Raw genomic sequence first — 20,829 nt, 5'->3', positions numbered from 1 at the left:
GCACGAGTGTCGAATTACTCTAGCCAGAACAATTAACTAAACACAACCACTAGTAGAGAATAAGTCGCATGAAGTACAGTCCACGATACCGACTCTTTCCCACCACCACCCAACGGGAGAGTCTCGACTGGACTCGTGACACCGTGCGACAACTCTACAACCACGCCCTCCACGAATTCACCAAGATACCAGAAGACGAGGGGACGCTTCGACAGCGTGTCTGGCACGTCCGAGATGAACTCCCACAACTCAAACAACAGTGGACTGACCTCAAACAGGTCTACTCAACCGTCTTGCAGAAAGCTGTCGAGCGTATCCGCACCAACATCACCAACCTCGGCACACTCAAAGCCAAGGGCTACGATGTTGGCTCGTTGAACTGGAAGTCACCGCGTGAGTACCGGAGTTTTACGTACCGGCAATCGGGCTTCGAACTCGACACGAAGAGTGGCCCGAGAGACCGAGCGATACTCCGACTCACAAAAGTACGCGGCGAAACCCTTGAAATCCCACTTCGACTTCACCGCGACCTTCCTGACCACGATGCTATCAAAGAAGTCACGGTGAAGAAAGAACCCACAGGAGCGTGGTACGCCTCGTTCTGTATCGCCACTGAGGAACCAGAGCAACCAGACCCAGCGGACATCGACGCGGAGGATACCGTAGGAATCGACCTTGGCGTCCTTAACTTTGTCCACGATTCGGACGGACGCTCCGTCGGACGTCTTGACTTATCCGACGAGCGAAAACACCTCGAGCGCGAGCAACGCTCGCTTTCTCGCAAGCAATACGAGTCGAACAACTGGGAGACGCAACGGCGGCGAGTCGCGACGGTCCATGCTCGCATGTCGAACAAGAAGCGAGATTATAAACACAAACTCGCACACTATTACACGACCGAGCACGATGCCGTGTTCGTCGAAGACCTGAACGTGACGTCACTGCTCGAAGCCAGTGGCAACGCTCGGAACAAGGCCGAAGTCGGCTGGCGTGACTTCATTTCGATTCTGAAACATCACGGTCGGAAGAACGAGTGTCACGTTATCGAAGTCGAACCGAGTGGCACGACGAAAGAGTGTGCATCGTGTGGCGTGGAGACGGCGAAACCGGTGTGGGTTCGGGAACATTCCTGCCCGTCGTGTGGGTTCGAATTAGACAGGGATTGGAACGCGGCGTTGAATATCCAGTCGCGTGGTCTGGAGAACCTAGGAGTGGTTCACTCCGAAGCAACGCCTGTGGAGACTGCGACCGCTGTGGATACTTCTGAAGTATCTGCAAGTCGCGTCGTCGAAGCAGGAAGCCCCGCCCTCAAGGAGTCGCCGAAGGCGACGAGTAGGGCGGGGTAGTTCACTATAAACGTTAGTGCCTGAACTGTGCCGATCAAGCTCCTGGTAGATTAGTGCAGAGTCACGGTTGATTCAGTTTCCGAGGCCTCGTATATCGCCTTGATCGCTTTAATATCGACCAGTCCGTGTTCGCCATCGGCATACGGCTTTGTATCTGTTAGTAGACAGTGTGAAAAGTACTCGAACTCTTCTTCCATCTGATCGATTTGTTCGAAGTCTACGTCGATAGTCGTCCCGCCCCGTGAAACCGTAAGCGCCCGGTCGTCCCACGGGTAGAAGGCCGGTTCGACGCGGAGACGGCCCGCCGAACCGATGACGGAGATGTGACTCGCCATGTACGCGTTCTGGCTGGCAGTACATACCGCGTACACGTGGTCCGGGAAATCGAGCTGAAACGCACCGTGTTCGTCCGGGACGTCGTCGAATTCCTCGTGAACTGATGCGACCGTTCCGCGGACCTGGAGTGGATTCTCGTCAAGGAGAAACCGACTCGTGTTTAGGGGATACAGACCGATGTCCATGACGGCACAGCCACCCGACAACTCGCCATCGAGTCGCCACTGATCGGGATCGGGAACGAGGTCGAGAATCGGTTCGGTCATATTGCCATTTATGAAGATTGGATTACCGATTACACCATCGTCGATAAGGTCCTTTGCTCGCCGGATCGCCGGCTCGGTGTGCATCCGGTAGGCGATCATCAGCGTCGCATCGTGATCGTCACACACCTCGATCATTCGCTTGGCGCGGTCGGTCGTCGCCTCCATCGGCTTCTCGCAGAGGATCGCTTTGTCCAGTTCTGCCGCCGTTTCAACGAACGGGAGGTGAACTGCATTCGGTGTGACGACGTAGACTGCATCGTACGCATCGCTGGCGACTCCCTCGTGGAAGTCCTCGTACGTGATCGCGTGTTCGACAGTATGGGAATTCGATGCAACTTCTGCGGCCTTCTCACGATCGCTGCTGACGAGGACCGTTGTCTCGCAGAGGTTCGCATTCGCAACGGCGGGCATCGCCTGCTCGCGGGTCCACCAGCCGACGCCGATCATAGCGAATCGGATCGGATCGGCGGTTTCGGTCCGTTCCTGCCAGTCCCGACGGTCGAAATCGTCGGCCAATACTTCGAGATCCATGCGAAAAACCTCTCACCGGATCACAATATGTGTTTCCCCAATAGGGAAGCCGATAGGACGCGGTCACGCTGACTGTGGCTCGCTTTCCTGACTTCCGGACCGGCCGCTCACCATCCGCGAAACGACTTCATCGCGCGTGACCGTGTTCGCATCAAGCACACCGGCGTCATGACCTTGATGGAGGACTTCATCACGAGGCACGGAGACGACATCAACGGCGTGTACGCGAACAATGACATGATGGCTCTCGGTACCATGCAAGCGATCGATAGCAGCGATCTCGAAGACATCGCGATTACGGGTATCGACGGTTCGGAGGTGTGGGTCGAAAAATTCAAGACGTCGATCACTACGGACCATCGCACAACTACCCGAAGAGATGGTGCAACGGGGAATCGAATACGGTCTCAATGCTATCGATGGGGAGGATCTCGATGACTACTACCAGATCGAGGGCCTCGAAGTAACATCCGAGGATTCCAGCGACTACCTCGACGACTACTTCTGAAGACCGATTAGAATTACAAGTCCACCATTAGTTTGTCCCTTTCGGCGACTACCTCTCGATCAGTCTTCTGCAAAGCGATTCCAGTCACATGTAGATGCCTCTCGACGATAGTTGTCCCCCGTCCTGACTGTCCTCAACAGGGAACTTTATCACACTCAACGCATTCAGTCAACCCATGCGCTACTATCGCCTCCACAGTGGAGGGTCGTACAAGCTACTCGCTGCCGACGACGAAATTGCGTACGACCTTACGGCCGTCAAACCACGACTCGATAGGTTCAGTGATCTTGCAGCGGCCGCATACGCCGCTGATACGAGTGTTGATCGGCTTGCAGCCGAACTCACATCTGGCGCACCTGTCGTCGACGTTGATGCCGCTAACGTCGAACTGCCCGTATTACCCGAGGAAGTGTGGGCCGCCGGCGTAACGTACGAAATCAGCGAGGCAGCCCGCGAAGCTGAAAGTAGCATGCCGGAGATGTATCTTAACGTGTACGATGCGGATCGTCCGGAAATTTTCTTCAAATCGACACCAAGTCGAACCGTCGGCCCAGGAGAACCGATTGGGATTCGCGGCGATTCCTCGTGGAACGTTCCCGAACCGGAGCTCGGTATCGTTCTCTACGACGGCAAGATCGTCGGTTTTACCGTCGGCAACGACGTCAGTAGTCGTTCGATCGAGGGAGACAACCCGTTGTATCTCCCCCAGGCGAAAGTCTACGATCGCTGTTGCTCACTCGGGCCGTGCGTCACCGGTGCCGAAGAGATCAGTGATCCGCACGATCTGACGATGTCGATGACGATCAGGCGTGACGGAACATCCATATATGCTGATGAAACGTCGACTGCTGAGATGGTTCGATCCTGTGAGGAATTGGTTGAATATTGGACCGATCACAACACGGTACCGGAGCTAGGTGTTCTGCTGACGGGAACCTCACTCGTCCCTGGCGAAGAGTTCACACTCGAACCGGGTGACGAGGTCCGAATTGCGATCGAAGGAATCGGGGACCTAACGAATCCGGTCGTAGAGGTTTGAGATATCACGTGCCGGAGTGTCGAATACGGTGAGTCACTCGTCAAGTCGACACGAAACCGAGAAACGCGGGTAAGAGGGTCACCGAACGACGTCATCCAAAAAGGTCCTATAAAACGCGCGTTCGTCTTCGGTGAACGCCTGGCTTGGGATAACTCGCTATCCGTTCTGAACTCGTTCAGGAGTAGGTAAGGTTTAGTTCAATAACATTCGCGGCACTTTGCAAGAGTTCCGGGAGTTCCGATTCGAATCGTTCTCCCTTCATACGACTCTTCGGACCCGCGACACTGAGCGCACCGATTGGACGATCGTCTAGGTCGAGGACTGGAACAGCAACACAGCAAAGGCCGTCGATTCGCTCCTCCCGATCGAACGCGATACCGCGGTCTCGCACCGACCCAAGTTCAGTTTTGAGTTCGTTCCGATCGGTGATCGAGTGTTCGGTGTTAGCAGTCAGTCCGTGGTTGTCGAGAATCTCGTCGACCCGCTCTTCGGGGAGATACGCAAGAATCGCCTTGCCAAGCCCTGTATTGTGTAAAGGGACCCGGTGACCGGTACTCGCCGCGACGTTGACGGCTTGGTTGCCTCGTACCCGGCAAACGTAGACACCCTGTCCGTGCTCCTCGACGAGCAAATTGACGAGTTCGTCGGTCTTGTCGGCGATTGCCTCCATTTCTGGACGGGCCGTCTCGTAGAGGTCGTCACGCTGGCGTACGTACCGGCCGAGGTCAAGAAAACGGAGTCCGAGGTAGTACGTTTCGTCCTCCTTGACGACGTACTCCTCTTGTTCGAGTGTGCTGAGATAGTTGTAGACGCTACTTTTCGGGAGGTTAAGCTCATTCGATAGTTTGGTTATGCCGGCACTGTCTAGATGAGAGTTTGAGGAACGAGCAGGTGGTGGCGAGAAGTGTCCATGCAACTCGCCGACCTGCTCAGAGAGACCTTAGACGTGGACTGTGATGAGGTTTGGGAGAACGAGCGCACCCCGACACCCGTCAGGGTGTTCGGGGTGCGACTGCATTCGATGGGATTGTCAGTTCGGGAGGTCGTCGCAGTGCTCGAATTACTCGGTATTGACCGTTCTCACGGCGCAATTTGGAATTGGACGCACACACTCTCGGAGGCCCAGAGCGACCCGCCGACGGCGCAGCCGTCGCGGGTCGCGGTTGACGAGAAACAGATTGAGGTAGACGGCGAAAAGAAGTGGTTGTACGCCGCGATCGACACAGAATCAAAGCTACTTCTCGAAATCGACGTGTTCAGCCGCCGCGGGACTGACCCCGCGGCGGCGTTCCTGCATCGACTCACCGAGAAACACGATATCGCCGAGACAGAGTTTCTCGTCGATGCTGGCGGTTACCTGACTGCCCTCGCTCGTCATGAATTGAGCGGTCAGCTCGACTACAGCGAGCGAAACCACATCGAAAAGTGGTTTCAGACCGTGTCGATGCGGATCGACCGCTTTCACTCGTTCTGGCGGGGCAGTCCAGCCAGCGCACGCCGCTGGCTGAGACGCTTCAGACACCACTATAACCACGATCGACCGAATCAAGCGCTCAATGGCCGAACGCCGGCTGAGGAGGTGCTGAACTAGACAGTGCCGTTATGCCGGCTCCATCGAGACGACGTAACGTTTGGAGGATATCAAATGCCGTGACAACGGATTTGACGGGATTGTTCGCTTGTTTGCCCATATACCGTCTATACTGTATTTGGGATAAATATCTATGTGTTCATCATTACCGAACAGTCGATTCAGTATGACGATTATTCTTTTGAATCACTACTGCCAAAGAGAAAGGGTAAACCTGGCAAGTACGGATAATAAGTATTCTTATTCGACATTTGTGATACTGGGCCTGGTTTACCCAAGACGAACAATCACTCTAAAATGATTTTATACTGGTTGAACGAATTGATTCTGCGATTTGAACATGTGGCACGGATAGCGAAGGATATTGAGTTAGTCTGTTGAATCCGTTATAGAACCATGTGAAAAAGTATTTTCCGAGCATTTCTGGCGGAACCGACATAGTGAGACACAGGGTCACATATTCACCATTAAATAATACATGACTAATGATGAGAGAGCATCATTCAGATCAACTCCGTGTAGAGGCAACTCAGATAGTTCATTACTTACTTGACTTCGCACCTTATGCTGGTAGAGCGCGTTGAGATAGCGGTAAACGCTGATGGTTCTAGTTACGTCGTTCCTATCAGGTACAGAGCTAATTGACCTGCCGTGTTGAATAGCTACTGAATCATAGTTAGAGTGGCTCACAGAGCGGTTCTATATTGGCGATGGCGAACATGAGGACGATCTCACGAAACTGTCGATACCAGCCCAGCGCTCGCACGGCGTCGCCGAGCGAGCGCTTCGTCGTTGAGTAGGAAGTTTCGGCCATCCAGCGCTGTGAGTAGCCTTTTGCTCGGATGAGCGCGTTATGTCCTACCGTGAGTGGTCTCGATCCACGTTGTAAGATGAGCGGTTCGACACCGAGCGCATAGAATTCGTACTTGGTGTGCCAGTTGTGGAAGGCTTTGTCAGCCGAGACGGACAGCAGGTCGTCCGCGTTCCGGCGGACGACCTGCGGCCCAGTCTTCGTATCGTGTTTCCACCGTGCTGAGATATGCACGTCGAGAACAGCGAGTGAGTCTACATCGGTTAATGTCGTCACTTTCAGCGTCTGCACGTCACTTCCAGACCGCTGGCGGTAGTACGAGGAGGCTGAGCGGCGATCGAAGAACGTACTGTCGAGAGCTGCGTGACCAGACTGCGGGTGTTGCTGCGCTGAAACGCGCAGCAACGCCCGCCACACCCACATTTTGAGACGGTCGAACGATTTGTAGATCGTGGTGAACTCAGGAAGATCGTCTCGGTCTAAGCCGAGCACATCACGAATCTCGGTCATGTACTTCAGCCGATTCGGCGTTTCACGGTAGCTGTGGCCGTCTTCGAGCCGGAAACAGTGCAGAACGACGTGCACCCAGCGGGCGAACCCGCCGCTGGCGGGCTCGCCCGCGTGCTTCCCCAACGCTTGTTTGGCTAGGTGCCGACACTGCTCAACGAAGTCGAGGAGATCGACTTCCATAGGTCAGAATCGATTTCCTCGGCTTCGCCCTTCTAACCCGTGATATCAGCCGATCGGATCGCTATTCAACACGGCAAATTGACCAGTTAACGTGTTTCTCAACGAGGCTGAAACATCACGCCAAGACCTATGTGACAGGTCTTGTTGCGGCCAGCAACAAGACCGTTCAGGGAATCTCGAATCACGTTCTTCCAGCCAAAAGCGAGCGTGCTCTAAACAAGTTCCTCACTGAATATGATTGGAGCGAAGATCAGTTCAACAGGGAACGCTTGTAGCTTCTTCAACAGACCAAATCCTAGACCTCATGTACGAGATATCCGGCGAGGAAGAACGCTAATTCGGTCGCTTCCCACTCGCTCTTACCCAGGTGAGTGACAGTATCCTCGTGAACGACTTCTGAGTCGGTACGATGAACGATATGATGCTTGAGGCGGTCTTTCGTCACTTTGAGACGGTCGTTACGAACTTCGTCTTTCGTCCGTTCTATCCAGATCCGCTCGAGATTATCCTTATCGATTCGTCAAACGGTAAGTGATGTGAGACAGGAAAGATGGATTTCATAGGTGGATCAAGCGCTACTGTTTACAGTAGTACTTCTGTAAAATTATTAAAAGACGGAACGCTTTTCGCGCTACAGATTCAATGGAGGCTATGACCACTCCGAATGGCACATCATCAGCAACTTCGTCATGTGACTGTAAACTCGGGCGAATCGCGGAACGGTACGAGCTTGCGCGTCTTTACGAGGATCTCGTTGCCTATTGGACCGGAGATGCAGACGAACAATACAGCATACGCACTCTCGCAACCCTCGTCAACCAGCATATACTCGAGGTAGCACTCGAGACGGCAGGCGTTTCATTCAAAGAAGGCGAAGTTGAGAACACGTACCGGCTTCTCACAGACGACGATGTCAGTAGCGGAACCCGAGTACAGACGCGAAACGAACTCCAACGCGATGGCGTCCCGGTCGAGCAGGTCGAGTCGGACTTCGTCTCCCACCAGACGGTATACAATCATCTGACGGGCTGTCTCGAGACGTCCATCGAGACGCCGAGCGACGAGGAACGACTCGAACGAAGCGAGGAGAAGCTCGGTGCACTCCAGAGTCGAACCGTAGCGGTCACGTCGGACACCATCGATCGGCTTAAGCGGAACGAGATCCTCGAGATTGGGGAGTTCAACGTGAACGTCTCTGTCACGGTGACGTGTGAGGATTGTTTCCAGGAGTATACCGTCAGGGATCTCCTCGAGAACCGGTCTTGTGATTGTCAGACGGAGAGTGTTGGTGACGACTCATGATCGGTTCCGGGTGAACGATCGACTTCAGAAACACATAGGTTTGTTTAAGATAGATGGGAATGCCTATATGAACGGACCAACTACGAGTAGCCATGGAAAGCAAATTAGGATCGAGCACCCAGGAAATCCCACGGAAAGCAACACTTTCTGCGACCAACATTGGCGGTATCGATGACGCCGAGGTCACTTTCCACGAGGGAGTAACGGTGCTTTCCGGGCGAAACGCAACCAACCGCACGTCATTGCTGCAGGCGATCATGGCCGCGCTCGGGAGTGATCAGGTCAGCCTCAAGGCCGACGCGAATGAGGGACGTGCAACGCTCGAGTTCGGCGATGAGACCTATCGACGAACGCTCGAACGGCGAAACGGAACGATCGCCACCGACGGCGAGCCCTATCTCGAGGATCCGGAACTTGCGGATCTGTTCGCCTTCTTGCTCGAGTCCAACGAGGCGCGCCAGGCCGTCGCTCGCGGCGACGACCTCCGCGAATTGATCATGCAACCGGTCGACACCGGCGCGATCAAGGCCGAGATCGAACAGTACGAACAACAGAAGCGACAGATCGACGAGCAGTTCGACGAACTAGAGAACCTCGAACAGCGGCTCCCCGATCTCGAAGCGAAACGGACACGGGTCACCGACGAGATTGAGACACTCCGAAACGAGTTACAGACGGCCCAAACGGACCTCGAGGAAACGAACGTCGATGTCGAAGAGCGCCGAGAGGAACAGTCCGAACTTGAAACGAAACTCGAGGAGCTCCGAGAGACGCGCTCAGAACTCGAGCGTGTACGCGATCGCATCGAGACCGAGCGCGAGAGTGTCGAGGCATTGAAAGACGAGCGAAGCGAGATCCGAGAGCGCCTCGAATCGCTCTCGACGGGCGACGAAACTGACATCACTCGACTCGAAGCCGAGATCGAGACACTTCAGGACGAGAAAACAGAGCTCTCTGAAGAGATTTCACAACTCCAGAGCACAATTCAATTCAACCAGCAGCTCTTTGACGAACAGGAGTCAATGCTTTCGGACGCGGACCAGAACGAGGACGAGGGCCCGATAACGGACCAGCTCGTCGAAGACTCCGAGACAGTCACCTGCTGGACGTGTGGCTCGTCGGTTGCACGCGAACAGATCGAAACAACCATCGAGCAACTCCGGAGCGTCCGTCAGGAGAAACTCGAAGAGCGTTCCGAGATCAGCACCGAACTGAACGACCGGCGAGAGACGCTCTCAACGATTAACGAGAACCGCACCGAGTATCGCCAGACCCAGCAACGCCTCGCGTCGACCGAAGACGAGATCGAGCGCCGGAGCGATCATATCGAGGAGCTAACCGACGAGCGTGAGACGCTCACTGACGAAATCGACGACCTCGAGACCGAGGTTGAGAGTCTCGAGACTGAAGATTACAGCGACATCCTCGAGCAGCACAAAGAGGTCAACCAACTCGAATTCAAACTTGAGCGTAAAGAGGAAACGCGCGAGGAGATCGACGACGAAATCGACGTGATCGAGAACCGGCTCACCGAGCGCGAAGAACTCACCGCCCGTCGTGAAGACGTCACTGATCGGCTCACGGACCTGCGCACACGTATCGATCAGATCGAAGCAGACGCGGTCGAGGCGTTCAACGAACATATGGAAAACCTCCGCGAGACGCTCGGCTACGATAACCTCGATCGAATTTGGATCGACCGGACGAAACGCGAGGTCCGTGACGGACGCCGAACCGTGTCGAAGTCATCATTCGACCTCAAGATCGTACGCAGTACCGACGATGGCGCGGCCTACGAGGACACGGTCGACCACCTGAGCGAAAGCGAACGGGAAGTGACCGGCCTCGTGTTCGCGCTCGCAGGCTACTTGGTCCACGACGTCTACGAGACGGTCCCGTTCATGTTGCTCGACTCCCTCGAGGCGATTGACGCCGACCGGATCGCGGCACTCGTTGACTACTTCGAATCCCACGTTCCGTATCTTGTCGTAGCGTTGTTAGAAGAGGACGCGCAGGCCATCGACGAGGACCACGCCGTCGTCACGGAGATCTGATCGGTAGTGTCTAGACCAATGTGTCTAGGCCAATCAACGATCTACACTTCGGCGTTCAGATACTCCGAAAAAAGCGCCTCGAGTACCGCTTTTTCGCCCTCTATATACGAAGACTGGAACCAAACACGGAGCGTGTCTAATTTCGAGATATCGATCGGAACTCCTCCCGATAATTCGAACAAATCACTTCGGATGATTTCCTATAACCCTGTCCGCGTCTTTTAGTGATGAACTTTTACACCGCAATAGGATGTGAGTTCACCGTTTCGGAACCAGGTTTTATCACTCATCGATGAAAATCACCGGTACAATAGTGGTAGTACAATGATGAATGTGACTTTTCATACATTCCCGGCTGAAAACGGTCCTATTGGAGCGGTTAACGAATACACTTTAATATTCTTGGCCGAATAGGGGCTTGACAATGGCAGACTCCTCAGATTCGGACGGAACGTCCAGATATAAAATTGGAAAGGGTATCGATCGATATTCGCTCAATGGGATGGGTCGTGAACTAGAGGAGTATTGGGTCGATGATGGGAGAGATTCGTATAGCCTCCGTGAACTCGCAGAGTACTTCAACAAAGAAATGCTCCGTAGTGCGTTAGCTGGGACTGCACAGCACCGCCTTAGCGGCGATATCGAGACAATCTATCTCGCTCTCACAGACGAAGACGTGAGTCGTGATGAGCAAACTCACGTGCAGAAAACGCTGGAACGTGATGGTGTCGACGTTGAGCAGTTACAGCGTGACTTCGTCACGCATCAGGCGGTTTATACGTACCTGACAAAAGGACGGGGTGTCGAGAAACGAACCGAGACCGGTGATCGAATTGAGTCCGCTCGACAGACGATAAACGGGCTTCGTGGTCGGCTCATCGCCGTCGTAGAGACGACGCTCTCGAATCTCACGGAAACTGGCACACTCACACTTGGCTCGTTCGATATCTTCGTCAATAACCACGTCCACTGCACTGATTGCGGGGTCCACAAGAACCTCTCCAATCTACTTGACGACGGAGGCTGTGAGTGTACCTCCGACCATCGAGTTCTGACCCGGCAATCCTGGTCGGTTCGAAGTTGTATGTTCGATCACCGATGACATCGTTTGGCTCGTCGGGATTACAAAACCACAACTGTAATCCACCGCTCGATCCCCATCTGTCGATGCGTTTCGACCGTTCAGCCATGATGAATGAAACATAGCCACATACTAACAGAATCCGCATCAGAAATTGGTAGTCAACTTCTGTTCTTGCTGGAGACGTACTGTCGCGGCCATATAGGGAATACAGTGGCCGCATGTGCCAGAAGCGGTTTCCGAACTCGTTCGAATAGCTCGAATCGCAGTGTTCGTAGTCACCAAATCGTGGTGCTGACACGTGATTTTGGTCCACGACCGTTTTGTGTGAGTGCCAAGAAAAGATGATAGTGATCGCGTGGTATTGAGATCCTGTCTGATCTGAATGCCTCGAGAAGAGAGGTATCGAGGCGTCTCGCAGCATATTCATCGACAATGAATAGAATTATTGGTGTTGAATATCACTCCTTCCCTATGGGAACAAACAACACGGTCCGTTCGGACGAACGGATGCTCGATATCATGGAAGCACTCAAAGAGCACACTTCCGCTGGTGTGACGAAGATTGCTGACGCAGTAGATATGCCCAAGAGTACGGTGCATGTTCACCTCTCGACGCTCAAGGATCGAGGATACGTCGTCCAGAACAGTTCACAGGAGTATCGACTCAGTCTCCGTCTGCTCGATATGGGAATGATGGTTCGAGAGACTCAGGAGATGTATGACGAAGTGTTACCGAAACTCGACGAACTCGCCGAAGAGACGGACGAGAAGGCCTGGTGGACCGTCGAACAGAACGGGAAGGCCGTGTTCATCGCCAAATCCGTAGGGAAGCACGGCATTCAAACCAACACCCGGATCGGACTCCACCTCGAACTCTACCAGTTAGCGGCAGGAAAGGCGATTCTTGCTAACTTGCCGAGAAAACGACGAGAGGATATCCTGGATAGCTACGACTACCCGCTCACCGGCGTGAAAACTCGTGCAGACCTCGAGGCAGACCTCGAGGAGATTCAGGATCGGGGCGTCGCGTACGGGTCCGAACAGTTCCTTCAGGGCGTCTCCGGTGTCGGCGCTGCGCTTACTGACAACGCCGGGAACTCCTACGGGGCCATCAGCGTCTCAGGTCCGTCTAACCGCCTCGACAGTAACCGCGTCGAAAACGAACTTGCGAATCTAGTTCGGGGAATCTCGGGCGAGTTGCGCGTCAATCTCTCCTATCGCTAGTTCTACTCTTTCGAACGAACATTCGAGGCGGATTTACTCCGTTTACCTTGTCTTTCCGTCGATAGTGGAGACTATTCACCTACCATATCGTTCTGCTCTTTCGAACAAAAGGTGGTGTATGTTATCAAAGTAGTCACTGACGATCGCCGCAGATAAGCACTGGTCGGTCGGTGTTCAATACGACCGATTGAGTCACGCTTCCGAACAGCACCTTACCTGCTGGCGATCGATTGCGTCCGGCGACACAGATCGCATCGGCATCGAGTTTGTTGGCGGTTTCGATGATCGACCTTGCTGGGTCGCCACTTCCTTCTCGCAACTCGACCGCCACGCCTGCATCCTCGAGCAGTTCCTGTGCTCGTTTGACGGCGTCGACCTGTATGACGGACGCGCCTTCCGGGTTATCGGCGAAGTCATGGAGCAGGTACGCGCAGATGTTGTCGATGTCGAACAAGTCGATAACAGTCTCAGCTTGGGACGCTGCGCGGTCGGCGTTCTGATCAATACCGAGTACAATCGCTTTCATGCACATGTCTTCTCAAACTGCTGTGAAATAAGTAACGCCCATCTCGCAAAACGAGAGCGGTGACCGATACCAAAACGACGTGGCTGATCCGGTCCCATCGACGGACTGTTCGAGCAGTATCGCCAGAGCGAGCCGCTAGTCGGCCAGTCCGACGCCGAGGTGCTCGTTGAGGACCTCATCGTTCTCACTGACGTCATCAGCAGGGCCTTCGTGGACGATGTGGCCCTTCTCGAGGATGTACGTGTAGTCGGACACGCCCAGTGCGACTGGGATGTTCTGTTCGACGACCAGAACAGTAATGCCCTGCTCGTTGAGGTCGGCGATGATGTCCTCGATTTGTCTGACGATGTAGGGTGCGAGCCCTTCAGTCGGCTCGTCGAGCAAGAGCAGATCGGGGTTGGCGATCAGCGCGCGGCCAATCGCGACCATCTGCTGTTCACCGCCGGAAAGCACCGAGCCAGAACTGTCCTCACGCTCCTGGAGGTTCTCGAACATGTTTATCACTTCGTCGACCGACGGGCCGTCGCTCGCGTCGACGCCCATATGACCCATCTCGATGTTCTCACGGACTGTCAGGCCGGGGAACACTCTACGTCCCTCCGGGACGAACGCAATCCCGCTTCTGATGGTCGACTCTGTGTCGAGGGTCGTGATGTTGTTCCCGTCAAACTGGATCGAGCCGCTGGTGGGCGTGAGATTGCCGACGATCGATCGGAGCGTCGTTGTCTTGCCAACACCGTTGCGGCCGACGAGTGAGACGACCGAGCCACGCTCAACGTCGAGCGAGAGTCCTTGCAGTACCTCGGTCATATCGTATCCGGCGCGCAAGTCCCGGATTGAGAGGAGTGGGTCACTCATGGCGAGCACCTCCGAGATACGCGTCACGGACGTCCTCGTTGGTAGCGATTTCCTCTGGCGTCCCGGTTGCGAGTTCCTGCCCGCGGGTTAGGACAGTGATCCGGTCGGAGACACGCATGACGAGGTCGATGTCGTGTTCGATGAGCATCAGCGACTGGTCTGAAAGAACGTCACTGATGAGCGCCATCGTTTCCTGCGTTTCCTCGTTGCTCATTCCTGCGGTTGGTTCGTCGAGCATAACTAGTTCTGGGTCAGTCGCGAGCACGATGCCGATCTCTAGTCGACGCTGGTCGCCGTATGCAAGCGTGTCCGCGTGCTCGTTTTCGCGGTTACGCAGGCCGATCTCGTCGAGGATTTCAGTGGTTCGATCGGTCAATTCGTCGAACGAGTCTTTGTCCCGAAACATCGCCTCCCGTCGGCTGATGTCGTCGCCGGACATCGCTTGCGCAGCGAGACGGACGTTCTCACGGACGGTGAGACCGCCGAATACGTTGGTAATTTGGAACGAGCGGCCGACGCCGTGGTGAACACGTTCGTGTGGTGGCATGTTCGTGATGTCCATCCCGTCGAAGCGTACGGTCCCTTTAGAGGGGATGAGGGCGCCAGTGATCAGGTTGAACGTGGTCGTCTTCCCGGCACCGTTCGGGCCGATAACGCTCCTGAACTCGCCTTGTTCGATCTTGAAGTCGACGTGGTCGACAGCGGTGAGTTCACCGAAGCGTTTCGTCAGGCCATCCGTCTCGAGTACTGTCTCAGTCATTCGTGCTCACCTCCGAGTCCTCGAGCCCGACCGGTGTGTTGTCGGACTCCATGTTCCGGCGACGCTGAACGAGCAGCGACGGGACCGAGACGAGCCCGCGCGGAACGAACAACACGAACAATACGAAGATGGTCCCGATCACAAGTCGCCATTGCTCGGTGTACGACGAGAGGATGTCCTCGGCACCGATGAAGACGCCAGCACCGATCATCGGCCCGAAGAGCGTTCCCATACCGCCAAGCAGCGTCATCACGATGACCTCGCCGGAGTGGACCCACGCGAGGGTCTGGTCCGGTGAGATGATGAACGTACTCGGCTTGACAGCCAGGAGGCCGCCGGCCATTCCGGCCATCCCACCGCTGATGACGAACGCGCGGCGTTTGTACTTCGTCACGTTGTAGCCGATGAACTCGGCGCGTTCCTCGGCCTCATTGATAGACTGGAGGACGCTTCCGAACGGCGCATTCATGAACCGACGGGCAAACAGCAGCGACGCGACCGCCAGGAACAGCGTGGTGTAGTAGAATATTACGTTCGGTGTGATCTCGAAGCTGGCGACCAGCAGTTCGATCTCACCGAGTTCGGCACCGACGCCGGCAATTCCGAAGAACGTGTCCCAGCCGAGCAACCCGTCGCTGCCCCCAGTGAACGTGAACTTGAACACCGCGTTGTAGAACAACTCGGCGAACGCCAGCGTGATCATCGCAAAGTAGACGCCGGAGACCCGAATCGAGAGGCTCCCAACAACCCACGCGATGAGCGCACAGATGACGATCGCGCCAACGAGCGCGATGATAAACGATGATGTATAGTGGATCATCACCAGCGCGGCCACGTACGCGCCGACGCCGTAGAACATCGTGTGGCCAAGTGGGACGAGCCCGGTGTAGCCCATGACGATGTCCAGACTCAGCGCGAAGATGGCCATGATGAGCACGCGGTTAAGGAGGATGACGTAGTAGTCGTTGCCGGTCAGGAGGATCGCAAAGGGAGCGATCGTCAGCAGGCCGACTGCTGCCGCCCCGAGTTTGAGTCGGACGCTGTCAGAGAACACGCCACCGCCAGCACCGGTCAAGAGGTCACCCTCTTCGCCGGCTTCATTCTGGAACTCCGGATCTCCGAACAGACCCTGTGGCTTGATCAGCAACACGGCGATCATCAACAGGAAGATGGTAAGCCCTTCTAAGTCCGGCAGCGTCAGCGTGATGCCGGCAAGCTCGCCGAATTCCGTGCCCCCGTACGTTCGCGTCATCGTGCGGATGATTCCGACGAGGAGACCGCCAAAGACGGCACCGCGGAAGCTCCCGAGCCCGCCGAGTACGACGATAATAAACGCAGGGATGATAACACTGCTACCCATCCCGGTGCTAACACTCTGGTAGCCGCCGAGCACGATTCCGCCGACGGCCGCGAGCGCGGCACCGATACCGAACACGAGTGTATAGTACTTGTCAATGTCAATACCGACGTTGCGGACCATCTGCCTATCCTGTGAACCGGCCCGGACGATCATCCCGTATTTGGTCCGGTTCAGGAACAGGTAGATCCCGAGTGCAAGCACGCCCGCAAAGACGATCATGAAGTAGTTGTACACGGACGCCTGGATACCAGCGAAGCCAATTGGCTGGCTGAGGTATCCCGGTACTCCGAGATTCCGTTGCTGGGTCCCCCAGATCAGCTTGATCAGGTCGTTGATGATGAGGACGAGCCCGAAGGTAAGGAGGATGTGGTATAGGGGATTACGGCCGTACAGCGGCCGAATGGTGAAGCGTTCGATGGCAATACCGACGAAACCAACCAGAAGCGGCGCGACGACCAGTGCTGTCCAGAACCCGAGTCCGACCCCGAGTGCGCCAGAGATGCTGATTGCGAAATATGCTCCGAGAGCGAATAGTTCCCCGTGTGAGAAGTTAATGACGTCCATAACCCCGAAGATGATGGACAGCCCTGCGGCTAACAGGACGTAGACCATCCCAAGGGTGACGCCGTTGATCAGTTGTTCGGCGAGGTCTGCTACGAATGTCATTATCACACGTTAGTTCAGTTCACAGCCCAGCTCGGAGCCCGGTGGTAGTGTGTTCTCACCGTCGACCTTGTGGAGGAGATTCACGTCTGCCATGTCGCCGTCGCCCTCAACCATCTCTGCCATCCAAGTCGGGGTGGTGGCCTGATGATCGGACTCTCGGAGGGTGATGTCACCGAGGACTGTGGTAAATGTCCCACCCTCGAGGGCGTCTCTGACGTCTGCGGGGTCGGTACTTCCGGCTTTCTGCATCCCCCGAACCATCAGGCGAATAGAATCGTAGCCAACCCGCTCGAAGTTTCCGGGGACACCGTCATGCTTCTCCTGGTACGCTTCGACGAACTGCTGGTTGTCGCCAAGTTCGACCGAGGGATCATAGCGGATGCCGCCGTAGGTTCCGACCGCACCGGCACCGGTCCCTGCACGCGCACTCTTGAATCCCATCGTCGGGCCGACAATCGCCTTCTCCTCGGTGAGCCCCCGATCTGCGGCTTGATTGACGAAGTTGACAAGGTCACCGCCGGTCATACCGACGATGATTGCGTCGGCGTCGGACCCGCTGATCTGGCTGATATACGAGCCGAAGTTCGAGGAACCGAGGCTGGATTCCGTCTTCCCGACCTCGGTGAAGTTGCTGTTTGCGCCCTGCATCCGCTGGCTGGTCCGCTTGTATACTGAATCCCCGTAGGCGTAGTCGGCGATGTGAAACCAGACGTTTGAGCCGACCTCGTTGACGGTGTACGCCGAGATCGCTTCGGCGATCTGAGCCGTATTCGTCTCGAAGCGAAAGACCCACTCGTTACACGAACTGCCCGTGATTGGAACGGCTGCTCCACCCGGGAAGTAGACGAACTCTGCTTTGTTGGCAAACTCGTTGATTCCGAGCGCGACGGAACTGGAGATCGCACCGAACACGAAGTCCGCCTGTTCCTGCTGAACGACCTGTTGTGCTGCTTGGGACGCAGCTCCGCCCTCTGTCTCAGTATCTTCGTATACTACCTCGATATCGTAGTCGAACTCGTCGCTGTTGTTGATCTGCTCAACGGCCAGTTTGACACCATCTCGCTGCGACGGACCGAGTGAGCTGTAGGCCCCGCTCATCGGGTTAAGGCTTGCGATAGTCACGGTTTCACTTCCACTACTACCTGCACAGCCGGCGAGGGCTACGGCGCCCGCTGCACCGGCGGCCGACAGGAACGTTCGGCGTGAGGAATTGGATACAGCACTGTCACTGTCATCATTGATTAACCTTCGCATGGGTATGGTATCCACTGCACACCAATCCATAATAAATCATTATGTTATCTTCATGTGGGGGGAAGAGTTGGTGAATGGGATTTATATTGTGATTATGTATTAAATAGTGAATTTAGCTGAATTGAGGCGCTGATCCCCCTTCTGCTCACGGCGACGCCGTGCGCATGGTCAGCTGGACCGACGGTCCCGCGCTATCCGCAGCGAGCGTCATTAGAACGCGACGCGTTCTGATTGGCAGTCAGAAAACGGAGTTTTCTGACGACGCCCGAAGGCGCGAGCAGGGAGGGGATACAGCGCCGCTCGTGTTTCTTGGACTGGTCTCCAGCAGGCCCACAGGCCCACGGTATCGGTAGTGTTTTGCGTATAGTGTGCATTGTGCGCATTACGGTGAAACGGAAGACAATCACCATTCGGGAGGACCAAGACGGGTGGATCGAGGAGCAACACCTCAACCTCTCGTCGTTCGTTCAGGAAAAGCTCGACGAACTCATCGAGGAGCGCGAGAACTGATGTACTACGCCTACAAGTATCGTCTCCAGTGGCTGGATTGACTGCGTCCATGACTATGATCGTCTCTATCATTACTTTCAGGCATTGTCCTTCCAGTAGCCGACATGATCATCGGCAACCTGTGGATTTATTTTGAGGGGGTGTGATAGTGATCAGTGATGTACAAGCACATAGCACTGCTCGTTCGACAGGAGGGTCTGTCCCATGCGGAGTTCTTTGACTACTGGCAGAACAACCACACGCCAATCGCGAAGGATATCGAAGGCGTCACGCGGTATCAGCAGGTACTGCCGACCGAACCCGAACACGCCGAGTTCGACGGGCTGGCAGAACTGTATTTTGAGACGCTTGACGATCTTCACGAGGCACTGGGCAGTCCTGGTTCCCGTGACTACGATCCCACCAAAGAGATTGCAGCGAAAGCGCGCGACGATGTCGACAACTTCCTCGCTGTCGAAGAGCGACCACGGTTTATCGGTGAGGAAATCGTCCAGAAAGATGAGATCGACAGTAACACCGACCGCCTCTACAAACACTCGGCGTTTCTAGTCCGCCAGGAGGGCATGACTCACGAGGAGTTCGTCGACTACTGGCAGAACAACCACACGCCAATCGCTCGCGAGATCGAGGGCGTCGTCAAGTACAACACCATCCTGCCGACCGACCCCGAGAACGCAGAGTTCGACGGCGTCGCCGAACTGTACTTCGAAGACCTCTCGAAGCTGTATGCCGCACTAGGCAGCGAGGGGTCGCGAGACTACGACCCCAACAAAGGGAAAGCCAAGGAAGCTCGCGACGACGTCGACAACTTCCTGGCCCTCGAGGAGCGCCCGCGGTTTATCGGCCAAGAACGACTCGTCAAAGACGAGCGCTGAGCCATGCCCGACTACGAGAGCCAAGTGCGCGAGGTGTTTCCCGAACTCGACGCGATCGATAATCCCGCCCTCAGCGAGAAAGTCGTCGAAGCGTGGACGCTCGGCCTCGAGCGAGGTGGCTGGCAACACATCGAGGACATCCCTTACGCCTGGAATATCCACGAAGTGACCAACGTCGAGCACGTGCGCGGTGTCACGCGCATCGCTCGCCAGTCGGCTACAGAACAGCGTGACTTCCATGGCGCAGATCCCGACATGGACGTCGTCGTAGCGGCGTGTCTTCTCCACGACGTCGGTAAGTGCTACGAGTACGTCGATTTCGTCGACGACGAGCAGTTGCTCGAACCGGATCGAACGTACGCGACTGAGGAGATTCCGCATTCGCTGTCGGGCTACGCGCTCGCCCACGAGGTCGGTTGCCCGCTGGCGGTCCAGCGGGCGATCCCCCACTTCATCGGCGAGATTCCCACCCGAACGATGGAAGCGGAGCTCGTCAAAAGCGCGAACGCCGCGTCCTCGAACGCGATCACCCAGTCGGCGATGGGCATCACGCTTCAGGAGTGGGTCGACGAATACTCACAGACACAGAACTGATACGAACTATCACTACCGGTTCTACACTGATCGCGTTTCACGGCATGTCGACAGCGGTGACGGCCGTTCAGGTTCGATCGAATATTCATCGGCGGTACTGATACGATCTGCTGCACCGATGTGCCGACGCACCCGCGGCCGCCCTGCGGATGCACCGGCACTGACTGACAGTAGTCCGTATAAATCGAACCTATCCAGTCTTGTAGACGCCGCGAGCGTCCGCGATCTGCGTGTCGTCGGCAGCGTAGACCGCGACGTCGACGACGCCGACGTCACCCCCGAGCCGGACGACATCGGCTTCCGCGCGCAGATCGCCGGTTCCAGCTTCCAGATAGTCGATTCGCATATCGATGGTCGGCACTGGCTGGTCGACCAGCGAGACGAGCGCGGCACCGCCGACGGTGTCAGCCAAAGTGAACGTCACGCCGCCGTGCGCCATTATCCGGTCTTCGTTCCAGGACAGTTCTTCTCGCATCTCGACGGTTCCCTCGGCGTGCCCGTCCGAAGCGACGGTGACATCAACGCCGAGCAAGTCGGCAAACGGCATGTTCTCGAAGAACGTTTTTACATCCATGACAAGTGCCATTTTTTCTGCTGTTTAATTAAACGTTCTGGTTTTTGTCATGGTAACATGGGGCACTACC

The 20,829-nt window shown here is 55.7% G+C and carries 20 protein-coding genes and 1 pseudogene; 12 read left to right on the top strand and 9 right to left on the bottom strand.

Going from position 1 to position 20,829, the window contains the following annotated elements; translation table 11 throughout:
- Positions 1–68: 68 nt before the first annotated feature.
- The gene (locus NJU76_RS22270) at positions 69–1,346 is read left to right on the top strand and encodes an RNA-guided endonuclease InsQ/TnpB family protein (RefSeq protein ID WP_254532664.1); all 1,278 of its coding nucleotides are present in this window, start codon (positions 69–71) and stop codon (positions 1,344–1,346) included.
- Between the two features lie 50 nt (positions 1,347–1,396).
- Here the strand turns inward: NJU76_RS22270 and gfo6 are convergent, their stop codons facing one another.
- A complete protein-coding gene (gene gfo6 / locus NJU76_RS22265) occupies positions 1,397–2,479 on the bottom strand; it encodes a D-xylose 1-dehydrogenase Gfo6 (RefSeq protein ID WP_254532663.1) in 1,083 nt (360 codons plus the stop codon).
- Between the two features lie 379 nt (positions 2,480–2,858).
- On the opposite strand from gfo6, the gene NJU76_RS26645 reads away from it, so the two are divergent.
- Both NJU76_RS26645 and NJU76_RS22260 read left to right on the top strand, forming a co-directional pair.
- Positions 2,859–2,987: a hypothetical protein gene (locus NJU76_RS26645; protein ID WP_256566835.1), complete on the top strand. Its 129-nt coding sequence runs from the start codon at positions 2,859–2,861 to the stop codon at positions 2,985–2,987.
- A gap of 175 nt (positions 2,988–3,162) precedes the next feature.
- A complete protein-coding gene (locus NJU76_RS22260) occupies positions 3,163–4,026 on the top strand; it encodes a fumarylacetoacetate hydrolase family protein (RefSeq protein WP_254532662.1) in 864 nt (287 codons plus the stop codon).
- Positions 4,027–4,201: 175 nt separating this feature from the next.
- Here the strand turns inward: NJU76_RS22260 and NJU76_RS22255 are convergent, their stop codons facing one another.
- Positions 4,202–4,942 (bottom strand): IclR family transcriptional regulator, encoded by a 741-nt coding sequence (locus NJU76_RS22255; RefSeq protein WP_254532661.1) that lies wholly within the window; start codon positions 4,940–4,942, stop codon positions 4,202–4,204.
- Here NJU76_RS22255 and NJU76_RS22250 point away from each other — a divergent pair.
- Entirely contained in the window at positions 4,937–5,617 is a 681-nt protein-coding gene (locus NJU76_RS22250) for an IS6 family transposase (protein WP_254532660.1), read from the top strand. The two genes, NJU76_RS22255 and NJU76_RS22250, sit on opposite strands and share 6 nt — an antisense overlap.
- A 676-nt stretch (positions 5,618–6,293) precedes the next feature.
- Here the strand turns inward: NJU76_RS22250 and NJU76_RS22245 are convergent.
- Positions 6,294–7,118, bottom strand: coding sequence for an IS5 family transposase (locus tag NJU76_RS22245; protein WP_254527944.1), 825 nt, complete (start codon positions 7,116–7,118; stop codon positions 6,294–6,296).
- Between the two features lie 77 nt (positions 7,119–7,195).
- Here NJU76_RS22245 and NJU76_RS22240 point away from each other — a divergent pair.
- The 5 genes and pseudogenes from NJU76_RS22240 to NJU76_RS22220 form a co-directional block, all read left to right on the top strand.
- Positions 7,196–7,390: pseudogene (locus tag NJU76_RS22240) on the top strand (IS701 family transposase); the annotation flags it as partial.
- A gap of 379 nt (positions 7,391–7,769) precedes the next feature.
- A complete protein-coding gene (gene rdfA, locus NJU76_RS22235) occupies positions 7,770–8,420 on the top strand; it encodes a rod-determining factor RdfA (protein ID WP_254532659.1) in 651 nt (216 codons plus the stop codon).
- Positions 8,421–8,512: 92 nt separating this feature from the next.
- A complete protein-coding gene (locus NJU76_RS22230) occupies positions 8,513–10,474 on the top strand; it encodes an archaea-specific SMC-related protein (protein ID WP_254532658.1) in 1,962 nt (653 codons plus the stop codon).
- Positions 10,475–10,898: 424 nt separating this feature from the next.
- A complete protein-coding gene (rdfA, locus tag NJU76_RS22225; RefSeq protein WP_254532657.1) occupies positions 10,899–11,576 on the top strand; it encodes a rod-determining factor RdfA in 678 nt (225 codons plus the stop codon).
- 453 nt (positions 11,577–12,029) lie between these two features.
- The gene (locus tag NJU76_RS22220) at positions 12,030–12,782 is read left to right on the top strand and encodes an IclR family transcriptional regulator (RefSeq protein WP_254532656.1); all 753 of its coding nucleotides are present in this window, start codon (positions 12,030–12,032) and stop codon (positions 12,780–12,782) included.
- A 133-nt stretch (positions 12,783–12,915) separates the two neighbouring features.
- On the opposite strand, the gene NJU76_RS22215 is transcribed toward NJU76_RS22220, so the two are convergent.
- The 5 genes from NJU76_RS22215 to NJU76_RS22195 form a co-directional block, all read right to left on the bottom strand.
- A complete protein-coding gene (locus NJU76_RS22215; RefSeq protein ID WP_254532655.1) occupies positions 12,916–13,308 on the bottom strand; it encodes a universal stress protein in 393 nt (130 codons plus the stop codon).
- 135 nt (positions 13,309–13,443) lie between these two features.
- Positions 13,444–14,166: an ABC transporter ATP-binding protein gene (locus NJU76_RS22210; RefSeq protein ID WP_254532654.1), complete on the bottom strand. Its 723-nt coding sequence runs from the start codon at positions 14,164–14,166 to the stop codon at positions 13,444–13,446.
- Complete coding sequence (locus tag NJU76_RS22205) at positions 14,159–14,926, bottom strand: ABC transporter ATP-binding protein (RefSeq protein ID WP_254532653.1); 768 nt, start codon at positions 14,924–14,926, stop codon at positions 14,159–14,161. The genes NJU76_RS22210 and NJU76_RS22205 overlap by 8 nt, the downstream gene beginning before the upstream one ends.
- Positions 14,919–16,952 (bottom strand): ABC transporter permease, encoded by a 2,034-nt coding sequence (locus NJU76_RS22200; protein WP_254532652.1) that lies wholly within the window; start codon positions 16,950–16,952, stop codon positions 14,919–14,921. Before NJU76_RS22200 ends, NJU76_RS22205 begins: the two co-directional genes overlap by 8 nt.
- 9 nt (positions 16,953–16,961) lie before the next feature.
- Positions 16,962–18,206 (bottom strand): ABC transporter substrate-binding protein, encoded by a 1,245-nt coding sequence (locus tag NJU76_RS22195; RefSeq protein ID WP_254532651.1) that lies wholly within the window; start codon positions 18,204–18,206, stop codon positions 16,962–16,964.
- A 387-nt stretch (positions 18,207–18,593) separates the two neighbouring features.
- Between NJU76_RS22195 and NJU76_RS26640 the strand changes: the two genes are divergently transcribed.
- The 3 genes from NJU76_RS26640 (at position 18,594) to NJU76_RS22185 (ending at position 20,185) form a co-directional block, all read left to right on the top strand.
- On the top strand, positions 18,594–18,716 hold the full coding sequence (locus NJU76_RS26640; protein ID WP_256566823.1) for a hypothetical protein: 123 nt from the start codon (positions 18,594–18,596) through the stop codon (positions 18,714–18,716).
- Between the two features lie 158 nt (positions 18,717–18,874).
- A complete protein-coding gene (locus NJU76_RS22190) occupies positions 18,875–19,591 on the top strand; it encodes an EthD domain-containing protein (protein ID WP_254532650.1) in 717 nt (238 codons plus the stop codon).
- A gap of 3 nt (positions 19,592–19,594) precedes the next feature.
- Positions 19,595–20,185, top strand: a complete 591-nt coding sequence (locus NJU76_RS22185) for an HD domain-containing protein (protein ID WP_254532649.1) — start codon at positions 19,595–19,597, stop codon at positions 20,183–20,185.
- Positions 20,186–20,375: 190 nt separating this feature from the next.
- Here the strand turns inward: NJU76_RS22185 and NJU76_RS22180 are convergent, their stop codons facing one another.
- Positions 20,376–20,759, bottom strand: coding sequence for a PaaI family thioesterase (locus tag NJU76_RS22180; protein WP_254532648.1), 384 nt, complete (start codon positions 20,757–20,759; stop codon positions 20,376–20,378).
- Between the last annotated feature and the right edge of the window lie 70 nt (positions 20,760–20,829).

The organism is Natrinema gelatinilyticum (genome assembly GCF_024266705.1).
Lineage (GTDB): Archaea > Halobacteriota > Halobacteria > Halobacteriales > Natrialbaceae > Natrinema > Natrinema gelatinilyticum.
This window is presented reverse-complemented; position numbering and strand designations above follow the sequence as displayed.